The organism is Paraburkholderia sediminicola (assembly GCF_046027355.1).
GTDB classification, from domain to species: Bacteria; Pseudomonadota; Gammaproteobacteria; order Burkholderiales; family Burkholderiaceae; genus Paraburkholderia; species Paraburkholderia sediminicola_B.
This window is the reverse complement of the sequence record NZ_JAQQEK010000028.1, coordinates 16,569-40,265: the sequence shown is the minus strand read 5'-3', so window position 1 is coordinate 40,265 and position 23,697 is coordinate 16,569. Positions and strand designations below refer to the sequence as shown.

The window sequence follows — 23,697 nt, the reverse complement described above, 5'->3', positions numbered from 1 at the left end:
CGCCGGCGGCTCAACGAAGCGGGGATTGCATCTCAACTGGTTGAGACGATGCCGTTTTTTGTTACGTCAGTCGCGGAATTAGCGAAGGCCGGTCAGGCGATCGCGCATCTTGGCATCCGGCGCTTCTGTGACGCGTGCGCCGCCCTTGTTTCAGTACATCGTGACAACAACGACGCGGCCGCCCGATGACGTTCAATTAAAGCCATGGTTGCGTGAAAGCCTTCGCGGCTCGCCGGCGCAGAAGCGCTTGCTGCGACGGGATTTGTAGCATGTGGAAGCGCATAGTGTGCTGATCTCCGCACTTGCAGCACAGATCTCACCTACGACGTACGTGGGATCGCGCGGCACTCCCGTCAATCGGAGTCGCCACGCATCAGGTTTGTGTTTGCGTTGTCCCTAACATCACGATAGTCTTGCTGGGACAAAACGAACCCGGATGGGTGGCGAAATCTGCTCGCGGTCGGCTCTCGCCAATCGCTGCAGCTTGTGTGAGACGAGACCAATGGACCTGAGAGATGAGCCGGGGCGAACCGCGATGGCGGACGGCGATTTTCCCCTCACACCCGGCTTGGTGTTGGATGACAAATACGAGATCACCGATGATCGGTACGATGGTGGCATGTCGGCAGTCTGTCGCGCGACCGACTTAGGAAACAAGCTTGATCGTGCTGTAAAGGTGTCGTTGCCAGGGGCAGACTACGCGCGATCGGGGCTTTCGGTCGAGCGAGAAAAGCGCGCGCTTTCCGACCTTTGCCATCCGAACATCGTCCAGCTATTCGACAGCGGAAGCGTTTCCGGCACCCCCTACCTCGTGCTTGAATGGCTGCCGGGTGGTGACTTAGCTAAGCGCATCCGTGAGCAAGGCCCCGTGAGCTGGAGCGATTTCTATGAAACACTCGGTCGGCCCTTGCTTCGCGCGTTGGCCTATGCGCACCAGCGGCAATGGGCGCATCGTGACCTCAAGCCGCAGAACGTCCTGTTTGATGGAGCGGGGTTGCCGAAGATCGTCGATTTCGGCATAGCGCGTAACACGGATCTGCCGCAGCTCGGCTTGACTTTTTTTCAATCGGGATCGCCGCCGTACACGCCTGAAGAAGCGGACGATGGTTATCACAGTGCTAGGCGAGACATATATTCATGGGCGGCGATCGCAACGTCGTGTCTCGTCGGTCAGGTATTCCATACAAAAGAAGACTTGCGTCTTGCGCTAGATGGAATGCGCGAGCTTTCCAGCCCCAAAGGGACCTTACAGAAGGCCTTGGCTGTTTCGCCGGACCAGCGTCAGGAGGCAGCCACTGTCCTGCTTGCGGATCTCGATGCATATCACGCTGCTGCTCTCACAAGGGCGCAGATCCAGACGCAGGCCTATATTCGGCTCGGCGAGGCGTGCATAAACGTGTTGAGAAAGGAGTACTCCGGTCTGGAGGAGGGGCAATGCGCGCCGTACGTCATAGACGACTTGAATTGTGGCTGGACTGCTGCTTGCGATGTCCGGACTGGGATTATTCAGATTGTTGGTGCCACGATACGGCTGAGGGGTAAAGTCGGGGACCACGATCTGTCGGTCGACCAACTGACCGTTCACACGCCTGACCGTGCACGAGAAATCCGCGAAACACAGGCCACTGTGCCGGGCGTTTCGTTCCGAGCCGAATCGGTTCGGAACGTAAAAGCGGCCCGCGACGATTTGCGCACGTTCATCGGCCGGCTTGAGATCATGGACGATGTCCTCGCCAATCAACTGCAGGAGAAGGAACGTTCATTCTGGTTTGACTGTTGGTCGGAATTTCTGCGGGAAAAGGAACGCCTCTATAAAACCAAGCAAAAGGACTTTCTCGCGAGAAGGATAGACGACGAAGAAGAGTTTCTGGTAGCTACGATTGACGGCGACTTCGACAGAGAGGAGCTCGGGGCGTCTCTGGTCCTTCAGGCGGCGGGCGGAAAACCGATAATCTTGACTGTCATCGATGTCCAGGCGGATCAAGTCAAGCTTTTCATCCGCTCCGGGAAAAGGGCGGATATACCGCGCGCAAATGCGGTCCTCCAGACTAATTTCGAGGCCGAGAGAAAGGCTCTCCAGAAGCAACGCGCCGCACTCGAGGATATCAGGGCAGGCAGGGCTGTTAGTCCTGTCATCGGCAATGTCCTGTCGGATCCAGGTTCAGCTGAGCCGCCAGAGCCCGCAGGCCTCCAGTTCCCTGAACACTTGAGCGACGACAAGCGTCAAGTTCTCGACAAGGCGATGGAAGTGAGCAGCCTGCTCGTCGTGAATGGGCCGCCCGGCACGGGGAAGACCACGCTGATTGCAGAGCTGATCAGTGCGTATCTGAAGCGGTACCCCACGAGGCGCATTCTTCTCTCATCGCAAACACACGTTGCTCTCGACCACATCATTGCCAAACTGGACGAGAAAGGCCTGGCTGAAGATGTAGTGCGCATCGTTTCATTCGGGTCTGAGAACTCCCACAAGGTCAATAAGTCGGTAGAGCGGCTGACACTGGAGCGAAAGGTCAAGGACTGGTGCCTGAAGGCTGAGGCACGTTCTGAAGAGTTTATGGAGACATACGCTAAGCGCAAGGGTATCAGCGCTTATGAAGTCAAAGTCGAGTTGCTTGGCCGCAGCTACATTGAGACTCGAGGCGTGCTTAAGGAGTTACGCGACCGAGAAAAAAGACTGAAGGGAAGGGAGTTGGAGATTAACGACCGACGTCTACAAAAGATCGAAGATGGCCAGGTGCCCGATACACACGAGATCTTGCGACAGACCGAGGAGACTCTGACGGAAGAAGACGATCTTCGAAGAAACATTGAGTCGGTTGAGGCGCGTTTGAGCCGAACGTGGCAGAGCCTGGAAAAGCTGGATGGACTGGGTTCCGTTTTCAGCGATGCCGAGGACTGTGATCTCGAAAGCTTGCTGGATGGTCTTGTCACTACGAACAGCGCGCGCAAGGATCTATTGCCGCTCATGCAATTGCATCTCGACTGGTTGAACCGGCTGGGATCTGAGCGCTCCTTCCATGGCGCTGTCCTTCGAGAAGCCCGAATTGTTGCGGGTACTTGTATCGGACTAGGCAGTACTCCAGCGTTCCAGCAGGATGAGTACGACCTATGTATCGTGGACGAAGCATCCAAGGCCACAGCCACGGAGACCCTCGTCCCAATGTCGCGGAGCCGGCGGTCAATTCTGGTCGGTGATCCAAGGCAGCTTCCGCCGCATATCGAATCCGACAGCAACGAGAACGGTGAATCTCCGTTTTCAGTCGAGGCGAGGGAGAGTCTTCTTTCCATCCTTTTGTCGCGCCTGCCATCGGAGAACGTCGAAGAGCTTGTTGAGCAACGTCGAATGTGCAGCACGATTGGCTCATTGGTGAGTCAGGTCTTCTATGACCGAAAGCTCATCAACGTTAGGGAAGATGATGAACGCAATCCCATAATAGTGCGCGTCTACCCCAAGGCTGTGACATGGCTTTCTACTTCGAAGAAGCCAAAGCGCGCGGAGACCGAGACTCCAGGAAATACATATGAGAATGGGACCGAGGCTCACGAGATCATTGAACAACTCAAGGCAATCTCCCGTCAGACTCGGAAGGCTAAAAAACCTGTGGAGGTCGCGGTTGTCGCTGCCTACTCGGCCCAGGTCGCTCTGCTACGTGATCAGATAGCGCAGCAAATCGGTGTGCACACCGGCTTCAAGGTTGAAGTGAACACGGTTGATGCGTTCCAGGGAAGAGAGGCGGACATTTGCCTGTACAGCGTCACGCGGTCGAACTCCCTTAACAAGATCGGATTTCAGCGGGAGAAGGAGCGGCTCAACGTGGCGCTTTCGCGAGCACGAGATGCCCTCGTGATCGTGGGGGACGCTGACTTTTGTCATGGAGTCAAAGGCAAGAATCCGTTTCGCGATGTGATCGATTACGTCCGCGCAAATCCCGATTTTTGCTTGCTGGAAGAGCTATGAGAGATCAAAACGAAAGCGCACGCAGATTCGACGCGGTTGAGGGACAGGCGCTCGTTGACTATTTTACGGTACATCTGCCCGTACAACTCCTTGCTGTTGACGTGATCGGTCTTGATCGCCGGCCTCTGCCCGCGCCGATCGAGTTCTGTCTGCGTGTGATCGATTCCGGGCTATTTGAGTGCAGTGATATCTGTGCATTTCTCGGCGTGGATGTCACCTACGGCGAAGGTCTTTTACAAAGCCTTTGCGATGGAGAGTACATAGGAAAGAATGCCTTCGGGCACTATGTGCTCATGCGTCGCGGGAAAGAAGCATTGCGCGAAAACGGGGAGTCCAGTCCTTCCGACCGACGAATGTATCTTCTGTGGGATCCAATACAGAGGAGCCTGCTCGAGAGAACCATTGTCTATACGAAACAACGCGCTGATCCGTCTGGAATTACCGCTCCGATCTCAAATGCATTTGGCCAGCCAGAACTCGCTGAACTGGACGTAGGTGACATCAATAAACTGCGAACGATGACGAATTCTCCCTTGGATTCAACTGCTCCGGGTTTCGAGGTGCTTCGGGTCACGGGAATTCATAAGTCGTTAGGAAGATTCAGGCCGTCGCTTGCGCTGGTCTATAGAGCATCCAGTGGGGAGCTGTCTTTACGTCTCGCTGTGAATGGTTCGATTGATAATGAGCTGACCACGGCCTGTGCGCAGGTGGGCCTGGCAAGGTTAATCGGCGTCGAGCGAGGTTTCGCAAACAAGGCAGGGAGCCAAGCGATTCGCAAACGCTATCGCGACTTGGTCTGCGGGAGCGATGGAGGGCCGAACGTGGCTTCGCTCGTTCAACGCAGAAGCGTCCTCCTGTTCAACTTGGGCGCAGTCGAGATGCGCCTTGGCGAGGAGCGAAGCGACTCCTTACTAGAAAAGAAGGCTCGCTATGAATCTGAATTCGAGGAGGTGTCACGGGAGCTTGACCGTATTCCAGTAGTTCCCGTCCGATGTCACGAGGGCGAATACTATCTTGCTTCGGCTTTGGACACTGCTGAGGTTTCGATCCGGATCACGACGACCAATCCGTCTCTCTCCAAGATTGACGGGGATATCCTCAGAAGGATTCGGTCGTGTCTCGCGCGGGGCGTACAAATTACCATATACATCTCGGACAGACTTGGAGAAAACGATCCGACGTTGGCCGCTCTGGACAAGCTTTCACGCGAGCATTCACTTTCGGTTCACTTTCTATTGAACGACGTGCGCTCTATTTTCGAGATCGAATGGGACGGCAAGCATTTACTGGTGTCGAACGAGCCGCCATTGGGAGATCGGCGCCAGCCAGCTAGCCCTAGGGAATTCAGCGGGTTTTATGTTTCTGAGCCGCAAACCGCCGGACACTACTGCGATGACCATATGAAGTTCGAAACGAAGGACTTCCTCTCCACGTTGAAGCCACAATCATTACCGGCAAAAGCAGCAGCGCGGGACAGACGGAAGGTTCGCAGCAGTTGACCCCGTGTTTCCGAATCAGGCGGTCTTGGAAATTCAATGTCGTCACCCCGCATCCTTTAGGCTTGGCTTTTGTTGATGTCCGTTAATTCCGCTACCATATCGGGCGCGTCCGGACTGGACGCAGGGCCCGGGGAGAACAGGGCGCCGATCGGCAGCGGCCGGTCGTCAGTATCCGTCAGCGCATCCCGTCTTGAACGCACGCAAGCCCGGTGCGAAGGTGTAGCCATCGTAACAACGGAGCACGGCGATGGACGACGCTACGGGAGAGACGGCTATACCGACGGGCACCCGACGCCCCCGGCAAGGCGAAGCATTCTGGCGCGAGATGGTCATGGCATGGACCATATGCGTATTTCGCGGAAGCTGGACACGCGTTTCGCATGAAGGCGGACAGGTGTTTCGCGCGAAGCTGGACAGTCGGAGCGCAGCGACGCAGGGGGGTTTCTGTTTTTACTCTGACTGCTGGTTTTCGGTCAAACTAATTTTTAGTTTTCGCATCGATTCACCGTTCATGTTGATTCGATAAGTGTTGTGAACAAGCCGGTCCAGGATGGCGTCGGCAAGCGTTGGATCGCCGAGCGCGCCGTGCCAGTTGTCGACCGGAATCTGGCTTGTTGCAATGGTTGAGCGACGGCCGTGGCGATCATCAAGTATTTCGAGCAGATCACGCCGAGCGCTGTCGGGCATTGGCGCCATCGCGAAGTCATCCATCAGCAGTACGTCCGTCTTGGCCCACTGCGCGAGCGCTCGCGCATATCGACCGCTGCCGTGCGCGATAGCGAGGTCCTCGGCGAGTCTGGGCATCTTGAGATAGGCCACCGTGTAGCCTAGACGGCAGGCCTGATTGGCAAGCGCGCATCCGAGCCAGGTCTTACCCAGGCCGGTCGCGCCAATAATTAGCGTGTTGTGCTTCTCCCGAATCCAATCGCCAGTTAGCAAGCGGCTCATGAGTGCGCGATCAAGCCCGCGCGGGGTGCGGTAGTCGATGTCTTCGGCCACCGCATCGGAGAACTTCAGTTTGGCACGCCGAAGGCGCGATGATGTCTGCCTGGATTCGCGTTCGCTTGCTTCGCGCTCAACAAGCAAGCCTAAACGCTCCTCGAAGCCCAGCGCTTCGATATCAGGATTGTTCTGCTGTTGCGTCAAGGCGGATGCCATGCCGCTCAGCCTCAGCGCGTGAAGCTTGTCGATCGTTGGATGTTTGAGCATATGGCCTCTTCAATGGTAGTAGTCCGGGCCGCGCACATTAGGATGTGTGAGCGGTAAGCTGGCCTGATCCGTTTCTGTCTGAGGCGACTGGTCCAGGCCGTTCTTAAGCGTCGAGCTAATGAAGCGGTAGCTTGGCGCCTTCAGATCGATGGCACGGCAGCACGCGGCCTCCAGCCGTGCATTGCCGTGGTCTTTGCCGAGGCGAAGGACGCCAAGGCAAGCGCGGTAGGCTTGTTGGGGGTGCTGCCGGCCGCCAAGCAGGTGCTGGATCACGGCGGCGGTGTGCGGCCCGATGCGTATAGCCCAGTCGTACAGACGCTGCGGCCCCCACCCACTGACCTCTTGATGATGAGGCGGCATGTCCGCATTAACCGTACTGTGGTGACCGCGCCGAGTGCTTCGCGCGTGGGCGGCGATACGCGTGCCTCGGTGGTAAATCTCGACTGTCCCGTTCGTATATCGAACGTCGACCTGTTGACGCGCGAAGCGGTGCGGTACAGAGTAATAGTGAACGTCGATGTCGACGTGGTAATCAGGCCCCACGCGCGCTACCTTCCAATCAGCATATTGATAGCGCAGTGACGGAAGCGCCTTCAGCGATGAGCGCTCGAATTCATCGAAAGTGCTGCGGCGCGATCCCGGCAGCTTCTTGAAGGCTTTGTTGTTCAAGTCGACCAGGAGTGTCGCGATCGCGGAGTTTGCCTCGGTCAGGCTAAAGAAGCGGTACTTGCGAAGTCGGGCGAGAATGTAGCGCTGGACAAGGAGCACGCCTTGCTCGACCTTAGCTTTATCACGGGGCTTTTTAATGCGGGCTGGGATGACTGCCACAGAATAATGCGAGGCCATTTCTCCGTATGTCCGATTGATAATGGGATCGTAGAAGCTCGGCTTGTGCACGCCCGATTTAAGGTTGTCGGGCGTGACGATCTCAGGACAACCGCCCATAAATTCGAATGTTCGAATGTGAGAGCCAATCCAATCAGAACTCTGCTGGGTCCAGGTTGCTTCCGCATAGGTGTAGTTCGACGCCCCCAGTACGGCCACGAACAATTCGGCCTCCCGGATCTCACCCGTTTCCGCATTGATGATCGCAACCTTGTCGCCTGAGTAGTCGACGAATAGCTTCTCGCCCGGAGCATGTGTTTGCCGCAAGGTTAGCGGAAGCGCATTCGCCCATTCGCTGTATCGAGTGCAAAACCAGGTGTACGCGTAACCGTCGGGGTGCTCGGCCTTGTACTCGTTCCAGAGCAGATCGAGCGTCACGCCTTTGCGGGCGAGCTCGCGCCTCACGGTCGGCCAGTGCGGCGCAGGACGTTCCCCTTCCACGCGCGGCGGTGGCGGAAACAGGCGTGCCTCGAGTTCGACATCACCGAGTGCTGGCGGCAGCGGGTAGCTTAAGCCGGCACGCTCCAGACGGCGAACATATTGCCCAACGGTCGTGGGCGACGTGCCCAACGCGCGAGCGACTTCCCGATGATTAAAGCCACAATCGAAATGAAGGCGCAGCGCTTCTCGAATTTTACGCATGGTCAACTTTGGAAATGCCATGTAGACGCCCCGACGAAATCGTCGAGGGTGCCACGGTTGACCTGCGTCGCTACTTTACGAACTTACTGTCCAGCTTGGTGTGAAATCGCTGTCCAGCTTGCCGTGAAATCCGTGTCCAGCTTCGTGTGAAAAGCCTGTCCAGCTTGCCGCGAAATCCTTGTCCAGCTTGGCGTGAAATACGCACGACACCGTCAACACGGGTTCCGCTGACGGATACGCCGAAAGCGGACAGAAAGAATACTCAGCCACCCCAGCATCAAGTTGCGAGACATCGTGACGATTCGCGGCCACTCTCGACGCGCTGGGGCGACACTCGATTCAAGTCGCGAACGTGGCGGCGAGAAGCTCGGCGGTTGTTGCCCCCAACGACCCGGGATCGGCCTGCACGGTCTGGATGTCCGAGTTGATTTGCTGCATCTTGCTGAAGACGGCGTCGTCGGAGAGCGCATTAGCGGGATCGGCCCATTCACTGTCAAACACGCTGACATGCTTCGACGCGGTACGGAGCAGGCGAGCCGCTATTTCCATGTGGCTGTCCTCCAGTCTGTCTGCACAATCGCTTAGATCGGCGCTCAGTGATTCGCCGCCGGCCCTTACAGTCGGGGTTCCGGCTTGGGCGTAGCGCCAGGCCTCAAACTGGGCAACATAAGTCGTCAGCAACCCGAGGCGGTCAGCTTCCACCAGATCGGGTGATGCCACGATCTCTGCCTTAAGCAACTTGAAGTCTTCTTCGGCACCAGCAGCTTCTCCTTTCACGAGCTTCTTTGCCAACTCGGTCCACTTCGCATGAAAGGGCAAATGGGCGAGCGACCCAAATGACTGATCGAGCAGCGTCTTCCTATATTCAAAGGCGACGATGAGGTAGTCGACGTCGTCGACTGGCGTGAGTTCGCCCAGCGTGTTCATCCGGCGCAGCTGGCCATCCTTCATTTCGAGTCTGGCTGCATCGAGTCCAGCGCCTGCCAATACGCGATACCCGCTCTCGACGAGCGCGTCGCCGTCATACAATCCGAAGCGGGTCATAACACCGTCCGAGCCGAGCAGGGTTCCAAGACGCTTGGTCATGTTGATGCCGGTACTGGCGACAAGTCCGACCGCCGGGCCGCCGATCGCAGCGACGGTGTCGCCTATCAGATCAAGCATGCCGCGAGCGAAGGTGCTGTCGGAGACGCGACAAAGTGCTGCGTACATGGTCAGGCCGCCCGCCTTGACCGGAGCGTCCCGTACCACATAGACATTCGTGAATGCGATGTTGCCAGCGCCCTTCGATGTGTCACATTTGCCTAACAGACCGCGGATCATGTCGTATCCAACGATGAAAGGCACTTCACGCTCGGCTGTCCCGTATCTGTATCGGAGAAAGCAACTACACATCGGAAGGTAGGTGGCAACGTAGTTGCCGGCTTCGGCCATCCGCATCTCGACGATTCTGATGCTAAAGTAGCTTTCTTCCGGGACAAACGGGTCGCCCCGAAGGCGATGGGCTCGGGGATCCTCGCTATCCGCTTCTGCTTTGAATGTGCTGTCGAAATTGCGCCGGTTCGGTACTGAAAACACGCCGTCCGCATTTCCAGCGGAGTCGCGGTCGAATATGCTGGCAATGAAGGCAAACACGGTCAGACTCCCAATACGGTTTACTGGAATGGGACAAGCCCCGCTTTAGTCCCGCAAAACTGCCAACGCCGACGCCCATGCGGGCGACCCGTCCTTGGACTGCTGCAGTTGACTACAAGCGGAACGGTACGACTCGCAAAAGCTTTGTTTTCCGATCAGATACGACTCGTAGAACCTTTGGAAGTACTCCACGCAAAGGTTCTCTTCAACCTTCCACCGGAAACCGAGCATGCCTTCCACGCCTCTCCTCATGGTTTCGATCGCGGTCAATGCGGACGCGCCTTCACATGACGAGAGCACGACCATCTTGCAACGCCCCATGCGCAGCCAGTCGGCGACGTCGCGTACCGATACTGCGAACGGCACATCCGGCTCGCCAGGAAAGATGAGATAGGTCAGACCATCATCGAGAGTGATCGAGTGTCCGCAAAAATGAAAGATATCGAAGCGCCTGCTGATCAATCTCGAACGCAGTTCCTCGCGCAGGCTCTCTCCGACCAAGCCGTCGTCCAACCGTCCGACCACCTCCGGAGGTTCCATTTTCTCCATACCCATGATTGCAGCACAGTTCTGAAGAATGGCTAGTTCCTTCGTCGTTGTCTTGAGCGGCGCGAAGGTGTAGCTCTTCGTCATGACGGGGCTCTTGGATTTCTGCAAGCGGACATTGCCACTCACATTTGCATCCATGAACAGGATTCGTAGCGCACGCCCTGCGTCCGCAAACGTGTCCGTGCCCTGCAGATCTTCCAGATCGCCGCGGTTGATGCGAATGCGGCGTGCCATCGGTATGCGCGAGCACAGCACGCCATCGAAATCGCTGTCGTTGACAAGTTCAAACGGCAGCTTGAAGAGCTTCTCGTAGTCGGAGAGACTGACATCGATCTCAAAGCGCAAATCGAGCTTGGGTGGCTCGGTCTCCGGAGCGAGCGGAGGATGCTTCAACAGTTCGATAAGATGGGTGCCGACGGTGTCTCTGATCAAAACGTCGAACAACTTTTGGCCATCTTCTATTGCATCCTCGTACCAACGTTCCTTCGGCACGAGTTGTCCTGTAGCAGGCCACGGAGTAAATCCTTCCACCTTGGCAATCAACCGATCGAGCGTGGAGCGTCTCTCGTAGGAGATGGGGCTCGATGACAGGAACTCGTAGCGCCCATTGCTGACCCGATAGCGTGCCGAGTCACGCCCGACGTCAATAGTGATGCGTCGCGTCGCCCACGCCCGAGGAACCTTGGGACTCGCGGGCGCGATGCCGGCCAGGGCTTCGGCCAGGACGTTGCGCAGGTCGGAAAACTCGATGCGCCATAGCGAAGCATTGGTTCGAGCCAGCACCTTTCGCTCGACATTCTCAGTTGACGCGGCCGCAACGACCAATATGGGAATGGCTGGGTGGAATTTTTCCAGCCATTCCATGAAGTCGACGGCGGCAGCGCCGTCCCTAGCCGCTGGCGCCGTTGACTGCAACACCAGCGCGTCAAGGATGATAAGGACGGGAGTGATGTTCGCTCCAGCGCCTGGACTAAGCAGTTCCTTTGCCGCTTCCACGGTATTGAGACGCATAGGTTGGTGCCGGTCAAGGAAGTAGTTCAGTTCTGGATATTGCTTTTTTGCGGACTCGAGGTCCCAGAGCGATTTCGAGATAGTTGTCGAAGTCTGGTCCTTTCCTGTGACGATCAAAATCGGCCGCTGCACTGTTGTTCTTGCCATGGCATGCTCCTCATGCGTGCGGAAGAGAAAGGCTGAACGAAATCCAGCGCGGCGACCCGTCGGGTGCGGGCACGCAGTCCGCCTTGGTAACCAGCCTCCCGTGGTGAGCTCTTACGATTTTTCGTATCGGACCCAATGACAGGCTCGCAGCTTCTCGCGCCTCCTGCGATGCGGCCAGTAACTTGTCGATACCGGACGACTGCTCATTGCCCCCCTCGACCGGTTCGAACGGAACCTTTAGCTTGAGTTTGAGCTTGGCGTAATTTTCCACGACCTTGAGCGAAGCCTCGATCCGAATACTATCGTCGGGGCGCACGCGAATAAGATGCCCAAGAATGGATCGCACGACGAACCTGATGCGACCGCCGTCGCCCGAAACGTACACGCATTCCTCCGGGAGCCTAGCATCTATGCTCGCCCTGTCACGCTCCGGCAGACAGTCAAGCACGTCTATTACGCAGTGCAGCAGGTCGACTCGCTCCTCGACGCGAAGCGGATTTTTGCGGATGGATACGGCCTCCGCCAGACGCTCGAATGTGAGGTCGGCTTTTCCGATCTCTGCGAGCATTTCCGTACTGATTGCGCGTGCTTTCGCGCCCACTGAACGGGTCTTTGGGCCGGTCGCACCAAACATTTTCGGCAATTCGCGAGCAAGCAAGGACGCGAGTGCGAGCGGCGCGCGGGTCTGCTGCGCAACGTCCGATACCGTCTCGCGGAGAAAACGTATGCTCCGATTCCATTCCACGCCCTCGACATCCGTAAGAAACCAGACGCTGGTATCGAAGCTCGAATCGAGATCAACACGGGTCGCGAGAACTACCTTATTGCGGCCGGTCGGCACGTTCAGCTCAATGCGACGTTTCGACGTGTGGCTCAGGCCCTCGAGCACTTCTCGGGAGTGGTCATCCGCGGCAAATTCGCTCAATAGGGCGCTTCCGGCAACACATCGCGCTTCGTCTCTGCCTAGAAGAATTTCCGCTGTCTCGTTCAATTCCATGATTGAGCCTTCCGTGCCGACCACCACGACACCGCGGTCAGTTTCCTCGAGCAGGCATTTCTTCATGTCAGACAGCATCCGATGCGTAAGCCCTTTCTCGACGCTCAGGATCACGCCCTTAAGCGTAGCTTCGTCCGGACCGCGAAACGCGTGCGACGCCTCGCACTCCACGTTCAACACCCATCGGGGCCGACCATTGAGGTGGATGGGAATAGTCATCGCAGACTTCAGATTCCTGCGCCCGGGGCCCCCTCTCTCTCCTCCGACATATCTGTACTGCTCGCAGGACCCGCCAATCTCATCGACTATGCGCACACAATCGGCCTCAAGTGTCGATGCCAGCATTCCGTTGCTGATGGGTTGCTGGTAGTTCGCGGGCATCAGGAAGTCCGGATGTGATTCCTTTTGATAATAGAGCTCAAACCGTTCCCTGTGCCGGTTCACGCGAAACAGCCCCGCATAGTCCCACTTGAAATGTGAAGCGATCTCGTCGACTATCTTCGTCGCTGCCTCACGCAGCCGCCCGGGCTTTTCGAGAACCGCCCTGATCGAGTCGCAGAATTGCTGTCGCTCGGCGGTGATCTTCTCTTCGTAGCGCAGGAGCACCGGCTCGAGATGCAGCTCCCGCAGGAGTTTGAGGTCCTCGTCCTTGTACTTGGCAAACTCCTTCGAACAAAGCGTCAGTGCCGAGGTGGCCTGGTCGCCCTGCCGCACGACGAGCGTCACCGCCGAGTTGACTCCGAATTCCAGGTAACACTGCACGACTTCACTCTCGAGCAGCTTAGGATTTTCTTCGACGAATCGCGGCACGTTGGGAATCCATGTCTTCTCCGAAAGGACAAAGTCCTTTATCCCAGGCGGAAGATCCATCCAGCGCGCTGGCCATTTTGGACTGTCCGGAGGATACATGGCCTCGGCGTGAAACAGCGTTATATCGTTCGCATATACGCCGAAATTGGCGTGGTCGAAGTCGATTAGCGTGTGGATTTGCTGCAGGATCCGATCGAATTGCTTCTTCCAGAATTTGGAACCAGCTTCACCGGTGGCCGCATCACTTTTCGGCTCCTCGGTCGAGCCGTTCGGCTCAGCCTCTAGAGCAATCATCCTGATCTTGTCGCGAATCGTTTGGGTCGCAGCCTGGATGACGACCAGCGCGCCGAGCGGCTTCCCGCATGGAGCAGGGTCGGGTGTGAGAACTAAGTGGACAGGCCGTGCGCCTCGACGGCCATACGCAGATGTGGTGACATCGAGAGCTTCTGGGCCCGGGCGGTTAATGCACGCAGCCACCTTCTGCGCAACTTCGGGATCGAACGATGCGTCGAACAGCATCGACAGGGGGGCGCCGATCAACTCACTTAGATCAAGCGAAAACGACTTGCTTGTTTCCTGGTTCGCAAAGGTTATCCGGCCGTCAACAGCCACTCGAAGTATTGGACAAGGTGTGCTTTCGAACCGCTGCGCTTCGGCCTGGCGGAAAGCGCCGCCGTCCGTCATGACGATCAGAGCCCTCGCTTGTCCACGCCCCGCCAGCGGAGTCACATGCATGACTGCTGGAACGCGCTCACCGCTTTCTCGTCGATACGTCCCGTGGATCGCCTTCGGCGCGCCAGCCGAGGCCGCAGGCAGGTCGACGCTGCACTGGAATCTGTCCGCGAGCATTGCGCCGTTCGTGGGGAGAAGAAGTGCGTCGAAAGGCGGATTTGATTCCACGATCGCACCGACCTCGTCGATGAGCGCGCAAGGAGCGCTGCTCTGGAGGAGCGTCGTGACGAACCCTTCGTGGTATCGGTCAGCGTCGGCTGCTGGGCGGGCGCTTCCTGGCGGTAACGTATCCATGAAAGAGATGATATCGTTCTGACCTTTAAGCAACTCAAGCAGATAGCGGCGCAACGCGGCGCTAAAGCGCTTTAGACCCTTTCTTCCAGTGTCACGGGCGCGACTTCCATCGAATGCTCGGCACAACATTACGAGGACGATTGGCTTTGTCTTTTTTTTATTTCTGGCCCGAGGTGCGATGATCCAGCAATAGACGCGCCGGACACGAAGTGAAGTATATGCAACCGAAGAGGCGCCGCTGATCGTTTTTCACTGAACAATGTTGAGTATGCCTCACTTATCAACTCGCAATACGTTTTATAGAAATGTTTACGCAGTTATTTTCAGCTTTATGGGAAACATCCTCATTGAATTCAGTAGGTGCAACATGCTCGTTATATATGCCGTTGGCAAAGCAAGCTGAAAGGAAACCGAACACACGGAGCCCAAAGCATTTCATGGGAATAGGGGACCGGAGTGCGTGCTCTTTCGCCGGTGCTCGGTGAATTCGACAAGTCCAGGGGACACAAAGTCGGAGGGCGTGCATGCGCACGACGGCTCTGCTGCCCCGAAGCGCGGGGTTCTGACGAGGCTGCTGAATCCGCACCGTGGTATAGGGCTTGCAGGACTGCGACCGGACCATGCATGCGCTTGCAGAAACACAGTGTTCATGCAACGGCAACGCCGGCTAAATATCAAGGAATCCTTTATATGGGGGTCAACAATCGTGTCGGCGACGCTCTCAGACGCATGGCCGACTCTTGTGCTATTGGGATTCACCTGCCCCGCTGGGCGGGCGGGCGGAATAGATTCAATTCTCGTGGAATCCAATTGGCCTCCCAAAGGGTAACCACTGCAAGCAGCCTGTCCGTCACTGACAAATGCGGGCGATGCTGGAAGATGCCCGGAAAGACGTGGTGAACGCTCTGCTCAGATAGTAATCTTCGAACCTGAAGGTTAGATTAACGGGGCGCAGATGTAGCGTTCCCACCGCTTATGATTGCATGTCGCCACTTGCTATGCGTGGCTTGGTGGGTGTGGACCGGGCGGGACGACGGTCCCGGGGCATCAGGCAACCGGACGTGGACGATTACTAACGTCTCGTGCAACCTGCAGGCCCCCCACCAGTTGAACGACATTTCAGAAGTCGTCTTTCCCTCGCTAGCTCGTTCGCGACACGAAGCTGAACTTGCCGTCGTTGTTAGCGGCGTCCGCCAGTGCTACGAGCGCGGGGAATGTGGCTCTTGTGCTTTTCTACGCCTAGCATTTTCCGGCCAACGAAAAGACAAGGTGACCGCTGGCGCCGTTATGACAAAACCATGAACTTCAAACTTCACCAAAATACCTTGCTTTTGGTTCTGCCTCTTCTATTTTAATTAATGGAGAAGTGATCGCGTGACAACGTCAGTCCCATAAGCTCGGCGCGGAGCACTGCGCTTATGCATGCGGTCGCCCCTTGACAACCCGTGTTACCAGCTTGTGTATCGGCGAGAAAGCGCGCGATGCGCAGCAGGTTCTCGTGCGCGAGCGATGACAGGAATAATTAGGCAGGCCTAATTATATAGGCATCCTTACGTTCTGGCCGAGATAAATGTCGGATTGGTCTTTTACTCCTTGATTGCAGCAGTCCACGGAGACGAGGTAGACAGCTGCGTCATCGAAGAGGCTGTGGCTTTGGGCGCGCTCGGCTTGATGTCGCGCCGGTACCTTGGCAGTGCTGTATAGGTATCTGAAAGCCAGACCGAGACGAGCCGCGATCGTGAGGATTTAAGAGATGCCTGATAACGCAGGTTCCACCTCCCCGGAAGCCGCTAGTCAAGGGGCTTCTGAGTTCAGGGCGCCGACCATCAGTCTGCCGCAAGGTGGGGGAGCGATCCGCGGCATCGACGAAAAATTCGCCGCCAATCCCTTCACGGGCGCTGGAGCCTTGAGCGTTCCCATCGCGACCAGCAAAGGAAGGTCGGGATTCGGTCCAGAGCTCAGTCTTTCCTACGATTCGAGCGGCAGCAACGGACCCTTCGGTTTCGGCTGGAACTTTTCCCTGCCCTCGATCACGCGGAGAACCGATAAGGGCCTGCCTCGTTATGCGGATTGCGAAGAGTCGGACATTTTCATTTTGTCGGGATCGGAGGATCTGGTTCCTCTCCTCGCGCGCGACGAAGATGGGCACTGGATTGACGAGCCGACTTCGCCACGCGAAGGATACGCGATCAAATCCTATCGTCCGCGCACAGAGGGCCTGTTCGCCCGTATTGAGCGTTGGACCCGTCTCGACGATGGTGCGACGCACTGGCGCTCAATCTCCAAAGACAACATTCTGACCGTCTATGGCTTCGATGCCGATTCGCAGATCGCTGATCCGCGCAAGCCGAAGCACGTATTTAGCTGGCTGATCTGCCGCAGTTTCGACGACAAGGGCAATGCAATCTCCTATGACTATGCCGAAGAAAACGGCGAAGGTGTCGGCGTCGATCTGGCCAGTGAACGTCATCGCGACCGGTCCGCGAATCGGTATGTGCAGCGGATCCGCTACGGCAATCGTGTTCCGCTCCTGTTCGATCCGGACACGCCGGACCTCCGCAAGCCGCACGTCGAGCAGCATGATGTTGATGCTGCGCAATGGATGTTCAGTCTGGTCTTCGATTACGGCGAGGGCCGCTATGAGGAAGAAGAGCCGGACGGCGACGGTCGGATCTTCACGTCTGCGTCCTACGATGCGCAGCGCCCTTGGTCCGTGCGCCGCGATCCTTTCTCGTCCTTCCGTTCCTGCTTCGAGATGCGGACATATCGCTTGTGCCGGCACGCCCTGATGTTCCACCATTTCCCGGAGGAACTGGGCGAGGAAAATTACCTCGTCCGCTCGACGTCGTTCGAATATGATGAAAAGCCCATTGGCTCATTTCTCAAACAGGTCAAACAATCCGGCCACACGCTTGCAGAAGACGGCCGTTATCTGACGCGCTCCCTGCCGACCCTGGACCTCACTTATACGTCGAGCCCTCTGGAGGATCCGGACTGCAAAGGCTTCGAGATCCGGGACGTCGACGGAGAGAGCCTGCGTAATCTCCCCAGTGGAATCGATGGCGGGAGCTACCGCTTTCTGGATCTGGACGGAGTCGGCATCTCTGGCGTCCTGACCGAACAGGATCGGTCATGGTTCTATAAGCCAAATCTCGGCGGAGGACGTCTCAGTGAGACCGCGGCGGTGAGCGTGCGACCCGCGCTCGCGACCTTGAGCGACGGAGCCCATCACCTGATGGACCTGGCCGGCGACAGCAATCTGGATCTCGTCGATTTCTCCTCGTCCTCACCCGGTTATTACGAACGAAACATCGAAGGCGGATGGGAAGGGTTCCGGGCGTTCCGATCGATGCCGGTGCTGGACTGGAGCGATCCCAATCTACGCTTCGTCGACGTGACCGGTGACGGGATCGCGGACATCCTGATTACCGAAGACGACGCCGTCAAATGGCACGCCTCCCTGTTGAACGAGGGCTATGGCGAGGCCGTGCGCGTGCACATCCCGCTCGAAGGAGAGGAGTCGGGCCCGCGCGTGGTTTTCGCCGACGGCACACAGTCGATCTATCTCGCCAACATGACCGGCGACGGTCTGTCCGACCTCGTACGCATCCGCAATGGCGAGGTCTGCTACTGGCCGAACCTCGGCTACGGACATTTCGGTGCCAGGATCATCATGGATCGTTCGCCGTGGTTCGACGAGGTCGATCTTTTCGACCAGCGGCGCATCCGGCTGGCGGATACCGACGGCTCCGGCACGTCCGACATCCTGTATCTAGGTCACAGCGGGGTCGAGGTTTTTTTAAACGAGACGGGCAACGCCTGGAGTTCCGCGCGGCGCGTCGATCCTTTCCCGGCCGTCGATAACGTCGCAGCGGTCGACGTGATGGATTTTCTGGGTCGCGGCACGGCGTGTTTGTTATGGTCGTCGCCACTGCCGGGTGCGCAGGGACGGCAGCTTCGCTATCTCGACCTGATGTGCGGGCGCAAGCCCCATTTGCTCGAATGCGTCGTGAACTATGCGGGTGCGGAGACGCGCATCGAATACGCGTCCTCGACAGAATTTTATCTGGCGGATCAGGCAGCCGGAATGCCCTGGGTCACAAGACTGCCGTTTCCAGTCCACGTCGTGAAGCGCGTTGAGACTTTCGATGAGGTCAGCCGCAACCGCTTCGTCAGCCGCTACACGTATCACCATGGATTTTACGACGGGCTGGAACGCGAGTTTCGAGGCTTCGGCCGCGTCGACCAGCTCGATACGGAAGATATCGCCAGCCTGATGGCTCCGGGAACGTTCCCCACCGGCGACAACATCGATGCGACGTCGAGCGTGCCGCCAGTACTCACCAAAACGTGGACTCACACGGGTGTTTTTCTCGCCAGCGGGCGCATCTCGCGCCACATGGCGCACGAGTATTTCCAGGATGACGCGCCGCTCGACGATACGATTCTGCCGGCCGGGCTGACGCCTTACGAAACGCGCGAGGCCTGCCGCGCGCTCAAAGGTTCCACGCTGCGCCAGGAAGTTTACGCACTGGATGGCACGGCGAAAGCACAGATCCCGTATTCGGTTGCGGAAAGCAATTTCACCATCCGCACAGTCCAGCCGCTTGCGGCGAATCGCTACGCCGTTTTCTTCACCCATCCGCGCGAGACCATCACGTTTCACTACGAGCGCGATCCGGATGATCCGCGCATTGGTCACGTGCTGACGCTCGCGGTTGATGAGTATGGCAACGTGCTTACGTCCGCGTCCATTGGATACGGGCGACGCAAGCCCGCATTCGATGAACAGGGCCAGGTCCTGGCAACGCTCTCGGAACACCAGCACACGAACGCGATCCTCCAGCCGGACGCGTATCGAACACCAATTCCTTCGCAGGTGAGTACGTACGAGCTTACTGCGCCCGAGTTGCGCGGCGCGCAGCCTCTTGAATTCAATGCCGTCGAGTTCCTCGTGGCGTATGCCAACGAGATTCCCTATGATGCAAAGGCCACTGGGGGAGAGATTGAGAAGCGGTTGATCGAACGGCAGCGATCGCTGTACCGGAAAAACGATCTGGAAGGGCTATTGCCTTTGGGCCGCGTGGAGTCGATGGCGCTTCCCGGCGAGAGCTACAAGCTCGCGTTGACCTCGGGATTGCTGGACGTTTTTCGTGCCAAGACCACGCCGGGCGAGATGCGGTCGATTCTCAGCGGCGCGCAATATCGCGATCTCGACGGGGATGGGCCTTTCTGGATTCCCTCCGACCAGGCTTTCTATTCGCCGGACGTGGACGATACCGCACTGCAGGAGCTCGCCTACGCACGCGCGCATTTCTTTCTGCCGCACCGGTTCCGTGATCCCTTCGGCAACGCGACCATCGTCGCCTACGACGAAAAATACAACCTGTCGCTCGTCTATACGCGCGACGCCGCCGGCAATGAGACGGCCTCGGAGCCCGATTACCGCGTGCTTCAGCCAAGACAGGTAACCGATCCGAACGGCAATCGCGCGCAGGCCCGTTTCGACGCCTTGGGAATGCTGGCGGGTACGGCGCTGCTCGGCAAGGCGATCGGGACCGTCGAAGGGGATTCCTTTGATCGGTTCGTCACCGACCTCACGCCTTCGCAAGTGCAGGCGTTCTTCGATGCCGACGATCCGTACGCGTTGGCCTCCGAACATCTTGGGACCGCGACCACGCGGATCCTTTACGACCTCAAACGAATCCCGATGTGCGCCGCTTCCATCGCGCGCGAAACTCACGTCAGCGATCTCGCCCCGGGCGAGCGGAGCAGGGTGCAGTTGCATTTTGTCTATTCCGACGGATTCGGACGCGAAGCGCAAAGCAAGATTCAGGCGGAGCCCGGCCCGCTCCGTCCGGACGATCCGGGGTCGCCCGTTGTCAATCCTCGTTGGGTGGGTTCCGGAGCGAAAATCTACAACAACAAGGGCAAGCCGGTGCGCGAATACGAGCCGTTTTTCAGCCCGACGTCACAGTTCGGGATTGAGGAATGGGGTGTCAGCAACACGCTGTTTTACGATCCCGTGCTGCGCGTCGTCGCCACGTTGCATCCGAATAACACGTACGAAAAAGTGGTCTTTGATCCATGGAAGCAGATCACCTTCGACGTGAACGATACGGTGACGTTCGATCCGAAAACGGATAAGGATGTGGGCGAGTACTTCAGTCGCCTGCCTGATAGTGACTATCTACCGACCTGGTTTCAGCAGCGAATCGACGGGATGGAAGGGCCGCATGAGCGCACGGCCGCGATCGAGGCGTCGAAGGACGCTAACACGCCGACCGTCGCCCATTTCGATAGCCTGGGCCGGACGGTTTTGAGTATCGCCGACAACGGCGACGGCCAGTATTTTCGAACCCGAAGCGTGCTCGATATCGAGGGCAATCAGCAGGCGGTGATCGACTCACTGGACCGCGTCGCGATGCGTTACGACTACGACATGATCAGCACGCGGATTCATCAGGCGAGCATGGAGGCGGGGGAGCGATGGATGCTCAACGACGCCGCCGGCAAGCCAGTACGCGCGTGGAACAGCCGCGAATTTGCCTTCCGCACCGAATATGATGATCTACGTCGCCCTGTGAAATCGTTTGTCAGAGGCGAGACGTTGTCTCACGAAATTTTGTTCGAGCTAACGATTTATGGCGAGAGACCTGAAACTGGACTCTCTGAAGCGCAGCGCAAGCAAGCCAATCTGCGCGGCAAAGCGTTCCGGCATTTCGACGGCGCGGGCGTGGTAGTCACCGATCTCAACGACTTCAAAGGTAATCCGCTACACAGCGCGCGTCGTTTCACACGCGAATATAAGCATGCGCCGGACTGGTCGCGCCCGCAACCGTTCGAAAGCCGGACGTATGCAAGCGAGATGAAATATGACGCATTGAATCGTGCAATTGCCGTCACTGCGCCAGATGGGAGCATCTACCGCCCGAAGTACAACGATGCAAATCTGCTTGAGGTGGTTGACGTCAATCTGCGCGGCGCCGCTCAGAACGGGCGGCCTTTTTGGACCCCTTTCATTACCTACATCAACTATGACGCCAAGGGCCAGCGCACGATTTGCCGCTACGCCAACAGCATGGAGACGACGTACGAGTATGACCCGAAGACCTTCCGCCTCATGCATCTTAAGACCATGCGCAAGACGGTCGAATCCGGACGGTCCGCGAAAATTTTCAGGCATCACAATACGATTCAGGATCTGCACTATACGTACGATCCGGTCGGCAACATCACGCGGATCGAAGATGGTGCGCTCAAGACGGTGTTTCATGCCAACCAGGAAGTCGATCCGATATGCGAATATGAGTACGACCCGGTCTACCGGCTAGTCGAAGCGAAGGGCCGTGAGCATATTGGTCAATCGGCGTTAAATTTCTTCCCGGATCAAGGGGACAATCGCGATTATCCGTTCGAAGGCGCCGCGCGGTTGAATGACCTGCAGGCGCTTCAGCGGTACACCGAGTGCTATTCCTACGATCCTGCCGGCAATTTTCTGAAGATGTTCCATCGGGCCGCGCACCGGAATTGGACCCGTGCTTATACATATTGCGAAGCGAGTCTGCTCGAGCCGCTAAGAAACAGCAACCGGCTGAACGAGACGTCGATCGAGACGCACCTTGGCGCTCCAGTCGAGCGATATTCCTACGACGCACACGGCAACATGGCGCGCATGCCGCATCTGCCCTTGATGATGTGGAATTACAAGGATCAGCTCAGCGCGACGTCGCGGCAGGTGGTGAATTCTGGCGAGCCGGAGACAACGTATTACGTCTACGATGCGAGCGGACAGCGCACCCGCAAGGTGACCGAGAGCGAATGCGGCAAGCGAAGCAGCGAGCGGTTCTATGTCAGCGGTTTCGAGGTGTTTCGCGCATATTCGGGCTGCGAGGTCGCGATGGAGCGCGAAACGCTGCACATCATGGACGACAAGCAGCGCATCGCGCTGGTGGAAACCAAGACCATTGAGGACGGCGACGCGATTCAGGCGCCGACGCCGGAGCAGCGGTATCAACTGGCGAATCATTTGGGCTCGGCCAGCGTTGAGGTCGATGAAGCGGGGGGGCTGATCACCTACGAAGAATACAGCCCCTACGGAAATACAACTTATCAGTTCGGGAGTGACGCCGGGGAAGTGCAGCGAAAACGATACCGGTATACGGGGAAGGAGCGCGATCAAGAGAACGGGTTGATGTATCACGGCGCACGATATTACGCGCCGTGGTTGGGGAGGTGGACGAGTTGTGATCCATCTGGCATTGAAGGTGGCGTCAATCTATATGCCTATGTGGAAGCACGGCCAACGATTGCCGCTGATCCGACGGGCCAGATCATCTGGTTTTTCGTGGCCGCGGTGGTGATTATCGCGACTCTGACTGCTGTTAGCGAGGCTGGTGCACCCACCAACGAACGGGACGCCCGTGCAGTCAAGCCCCATATTTCCGATGAAGAGTTCGCGGCTCACACAGCCGTAACCGGCGTCAGCATGGCTGTTGGAGGTGCCGCTGGCAATGCCATGAAGGGGGCGCCTGTGGTGCTGCAGGGCGTAGTGGGCGGTGCTGTTGGCGGGGGTGTACAAGGAGCGGGAGATCAAGCAGTTCAAGACGTCAAGAAGGGCGAGGTCAGCTCCGTCAGGAAGTACGCCGATACGACCATCAAAAGCGCAGCCGCTGGCGCAGTTGTTGGTGGAGCGTTAGCCGCAGGTGGTCAGGTCGTCGGTAAAGGTATCTCACTTATCAAGCCCGGTGAATCGGCGAACACGCCCACGCCGCCCGCTGATCCCTATGACGTTGAAGCGTGGAACAAATTCCATGCAGAAAATCCGACGGCAAAGCGAAGCGTAGGCGCCGCTGCTGCTGACGACCCATCGGTCTTCGGCAAGAAAGCGTCGGCTTCAACGCCAGCTGTAAGGAAGATGCCGCCTGGCCCACCACCATCCGAAAGTGAGATAACCGTACAACCCAAACGAGGGCCGCAAAATACTCAGCGCAACGCTTCAGCATTGGCAGACAAAGGAATGAGAGTTGGCAACGCCTACCCAAGAGATCCTCTGCACCATGTATTGCCTCAGAAATTCAGGGCGTTCTTTAAATCAAAGGGACTCGATGTGGATGACTATGCGGTTGCGATTACCGAGGGTGAGCACTCTGCGATTCACACGATGAAGTGGAATCCAAAATGGGCCAAGTGGATCGAGGATAACCAGGGTGCCAGTAAGGCGGAGATTTTTAAGTTTGCCAGGAAGATGATGGACGAATTCAAACTCAATAACAGGCCGTTCACCCGATATACCAGAACAAGATAGTGCGCATATTTGATGTGTGTGT

At 57.5% G+C, this 23,697-nt stretch carries 8 protein-coding genes; 3 read left to right on the top strand and 5 right to left on the bottom strand.

The genetic code is table 11. The features are described from left to right. The first annotated feature begins 502 nt into the window (after window positions 1–502). Together PQR42_RS34465 and PQR42_RS34460 are read left to right on the top strand one after the other, a co-directional pair. A complete protein-coding gene (locus PQR42_RS34465; RefSeq protein ID WP_408494803.1) occupies window positions 503–3,958 on the top strand; it encodes an AAA domain-containing protein in 3,456 nt (1,151 codons plus the stop codon). After that, window positions 3,955–5,457, top strand: coding sequence for a hypothetical protein (locus tag PQR42_RS34460; protein ID WP_408494802.1), 1,503 nt, complete (start codon window positions 3,955–3,957; stop codon window positions 5,455–5,457). Before PQR42_RS34465 ends, PQR42_RS34460 begins: the two co-directional genes overlap by 4 nt. Window positions 5,458–5,907: 450 nt before the next feature. Here PQR42_RS34460 and istB read toward each other — a convergent pair whose 3' ends face one another. From istB to PQR42_RS34435, 5 genes are all read right to left on the bottom strand, one after another. Then, window positions 5,908–6,666, bottom strand: coding sequence for an IS21-like element helper ATPase IstB (gene istB / locus PQR42_RS34455; RefSeq protein ID WP_408494801.1), 759 nt, complete (start codon window positions 6,664–6,666; stop codon window positions 5,908–5,910). Between the two features lie 9 nt (window positions 6,667–6,675). Next, on the bottom strand, window positions 6,676–8,214 hold the full coding sequence (gene istA, locus PQR42_RS34450; protein WP_408494800.1) for an IS21 family transposase: 1,539 nt from the start codon (window positions 8,212–8,214) through the stop codon (window positions 6,676–6,678). A gap of 318 nt (window positions 8,215–8,532) precedes the next feature. Continuing rightward, on the bottom strand, window positions 8,533–9,828 hold the full coding sequence (locus tag PQR42_RS34445) for a hypothetical protein (protein WP_408494798.1): 1,296 nt from the start codon (window positions 9,826–9,828) through the stop codon (window positions 8,533–8,535). A 45-nt stretch (window positions 9,829–9,873) separates the two neighbouring features. Next, the gene (locus PQR42_RS34440) at window positions 9,874–11,535 is read right to left on the bottom strand and encodes a CHAT domain-containing protein (RefSeq protein ID WP_408494797.1); all 1,662 of its coding nucleotides are present in this window, start codon (window positions 11,533–11,535) and stop codon (window positions 9,874–9,876) included. A gap of 10 nt (window positions 11,536–11,545) precedes the next feature. Then, the gene (locus PQR42_RS34435) at window positions 11,546–14,422 is read right to left on the bottom strand and encodes a PAS domain-containing protein (RefSeq protein ID WP_408494795.1); all 2,877 of its coding nucleotides are present in this window, start codon (window positions 14,420–14,422) and stop codon (window positions 11,546–11,548) included. Between the two features lie 1,699 nt (window positions 14,423–16,121). Here PQR42_RS34435 and PQR42_RS34430 point away from each other — a divergent pair. Beyond that, the gene (locus tag PQR42_RS34430) at window positions 16,122–23,675 is read left to right on the top strand and encodes a SpvB/TcaC N-terminal domain-containing protein (protein WP_408494793.1); all 7,554 of its coding nucleotides are present in this window, start codon (window positions 16,122–16,124) and stop codon (window positions 23,673–23,675) included. Window positions 23,676–23,697: the final 22 nt, after the last annotated feature.

Excerpts from the sequence above, each read along its gene's own strand:
- PQR42_RS34465 (WP_408494803.1), top strand. The coding sequence starts at position 503 with ATGGACCTGAGAGATGAGCCGGGGCGAACCGCGATGGCGGACGGCGAT.
- PQR42_RS34460 (WP_408494802.1), top strand. The coding sequence starts at position 3,955 with ATGAGAGATCAAAACGAAAGCGCACGCAGATTCGACGCGGTTGAGGGA.
- istB (WP_408494801.1), bottom strand. The coding sequence starts at position 6,666 with ATGCTCAAACATCCAACGATCGACAAGCTTCACGCGCTGAGGCTGAGC.
- istA (WP_408494800.1), bottom strand. The coding sequence starts at position 8,214 with ATGGCATTTCCAAAGTTGACCATGCGTAAAATTCGAGAAGCGCTGCGC.
- PQR42_RS34440 (WP_408494797.1), bottom strand. The coding sequence starts at position 11,535 with ATGGCAAGAACAACAGTGCAGCGGCCGATTTTGATCGTCACAGGAAAG.
- PQR42_RS34430 (WP_408494793.1), top strand. The coding sequence starts at position 16,122 with ATGCCTGATAACGCAGGTTCCACCTCCCCGGAAGCCGCTAGTCAAGGG.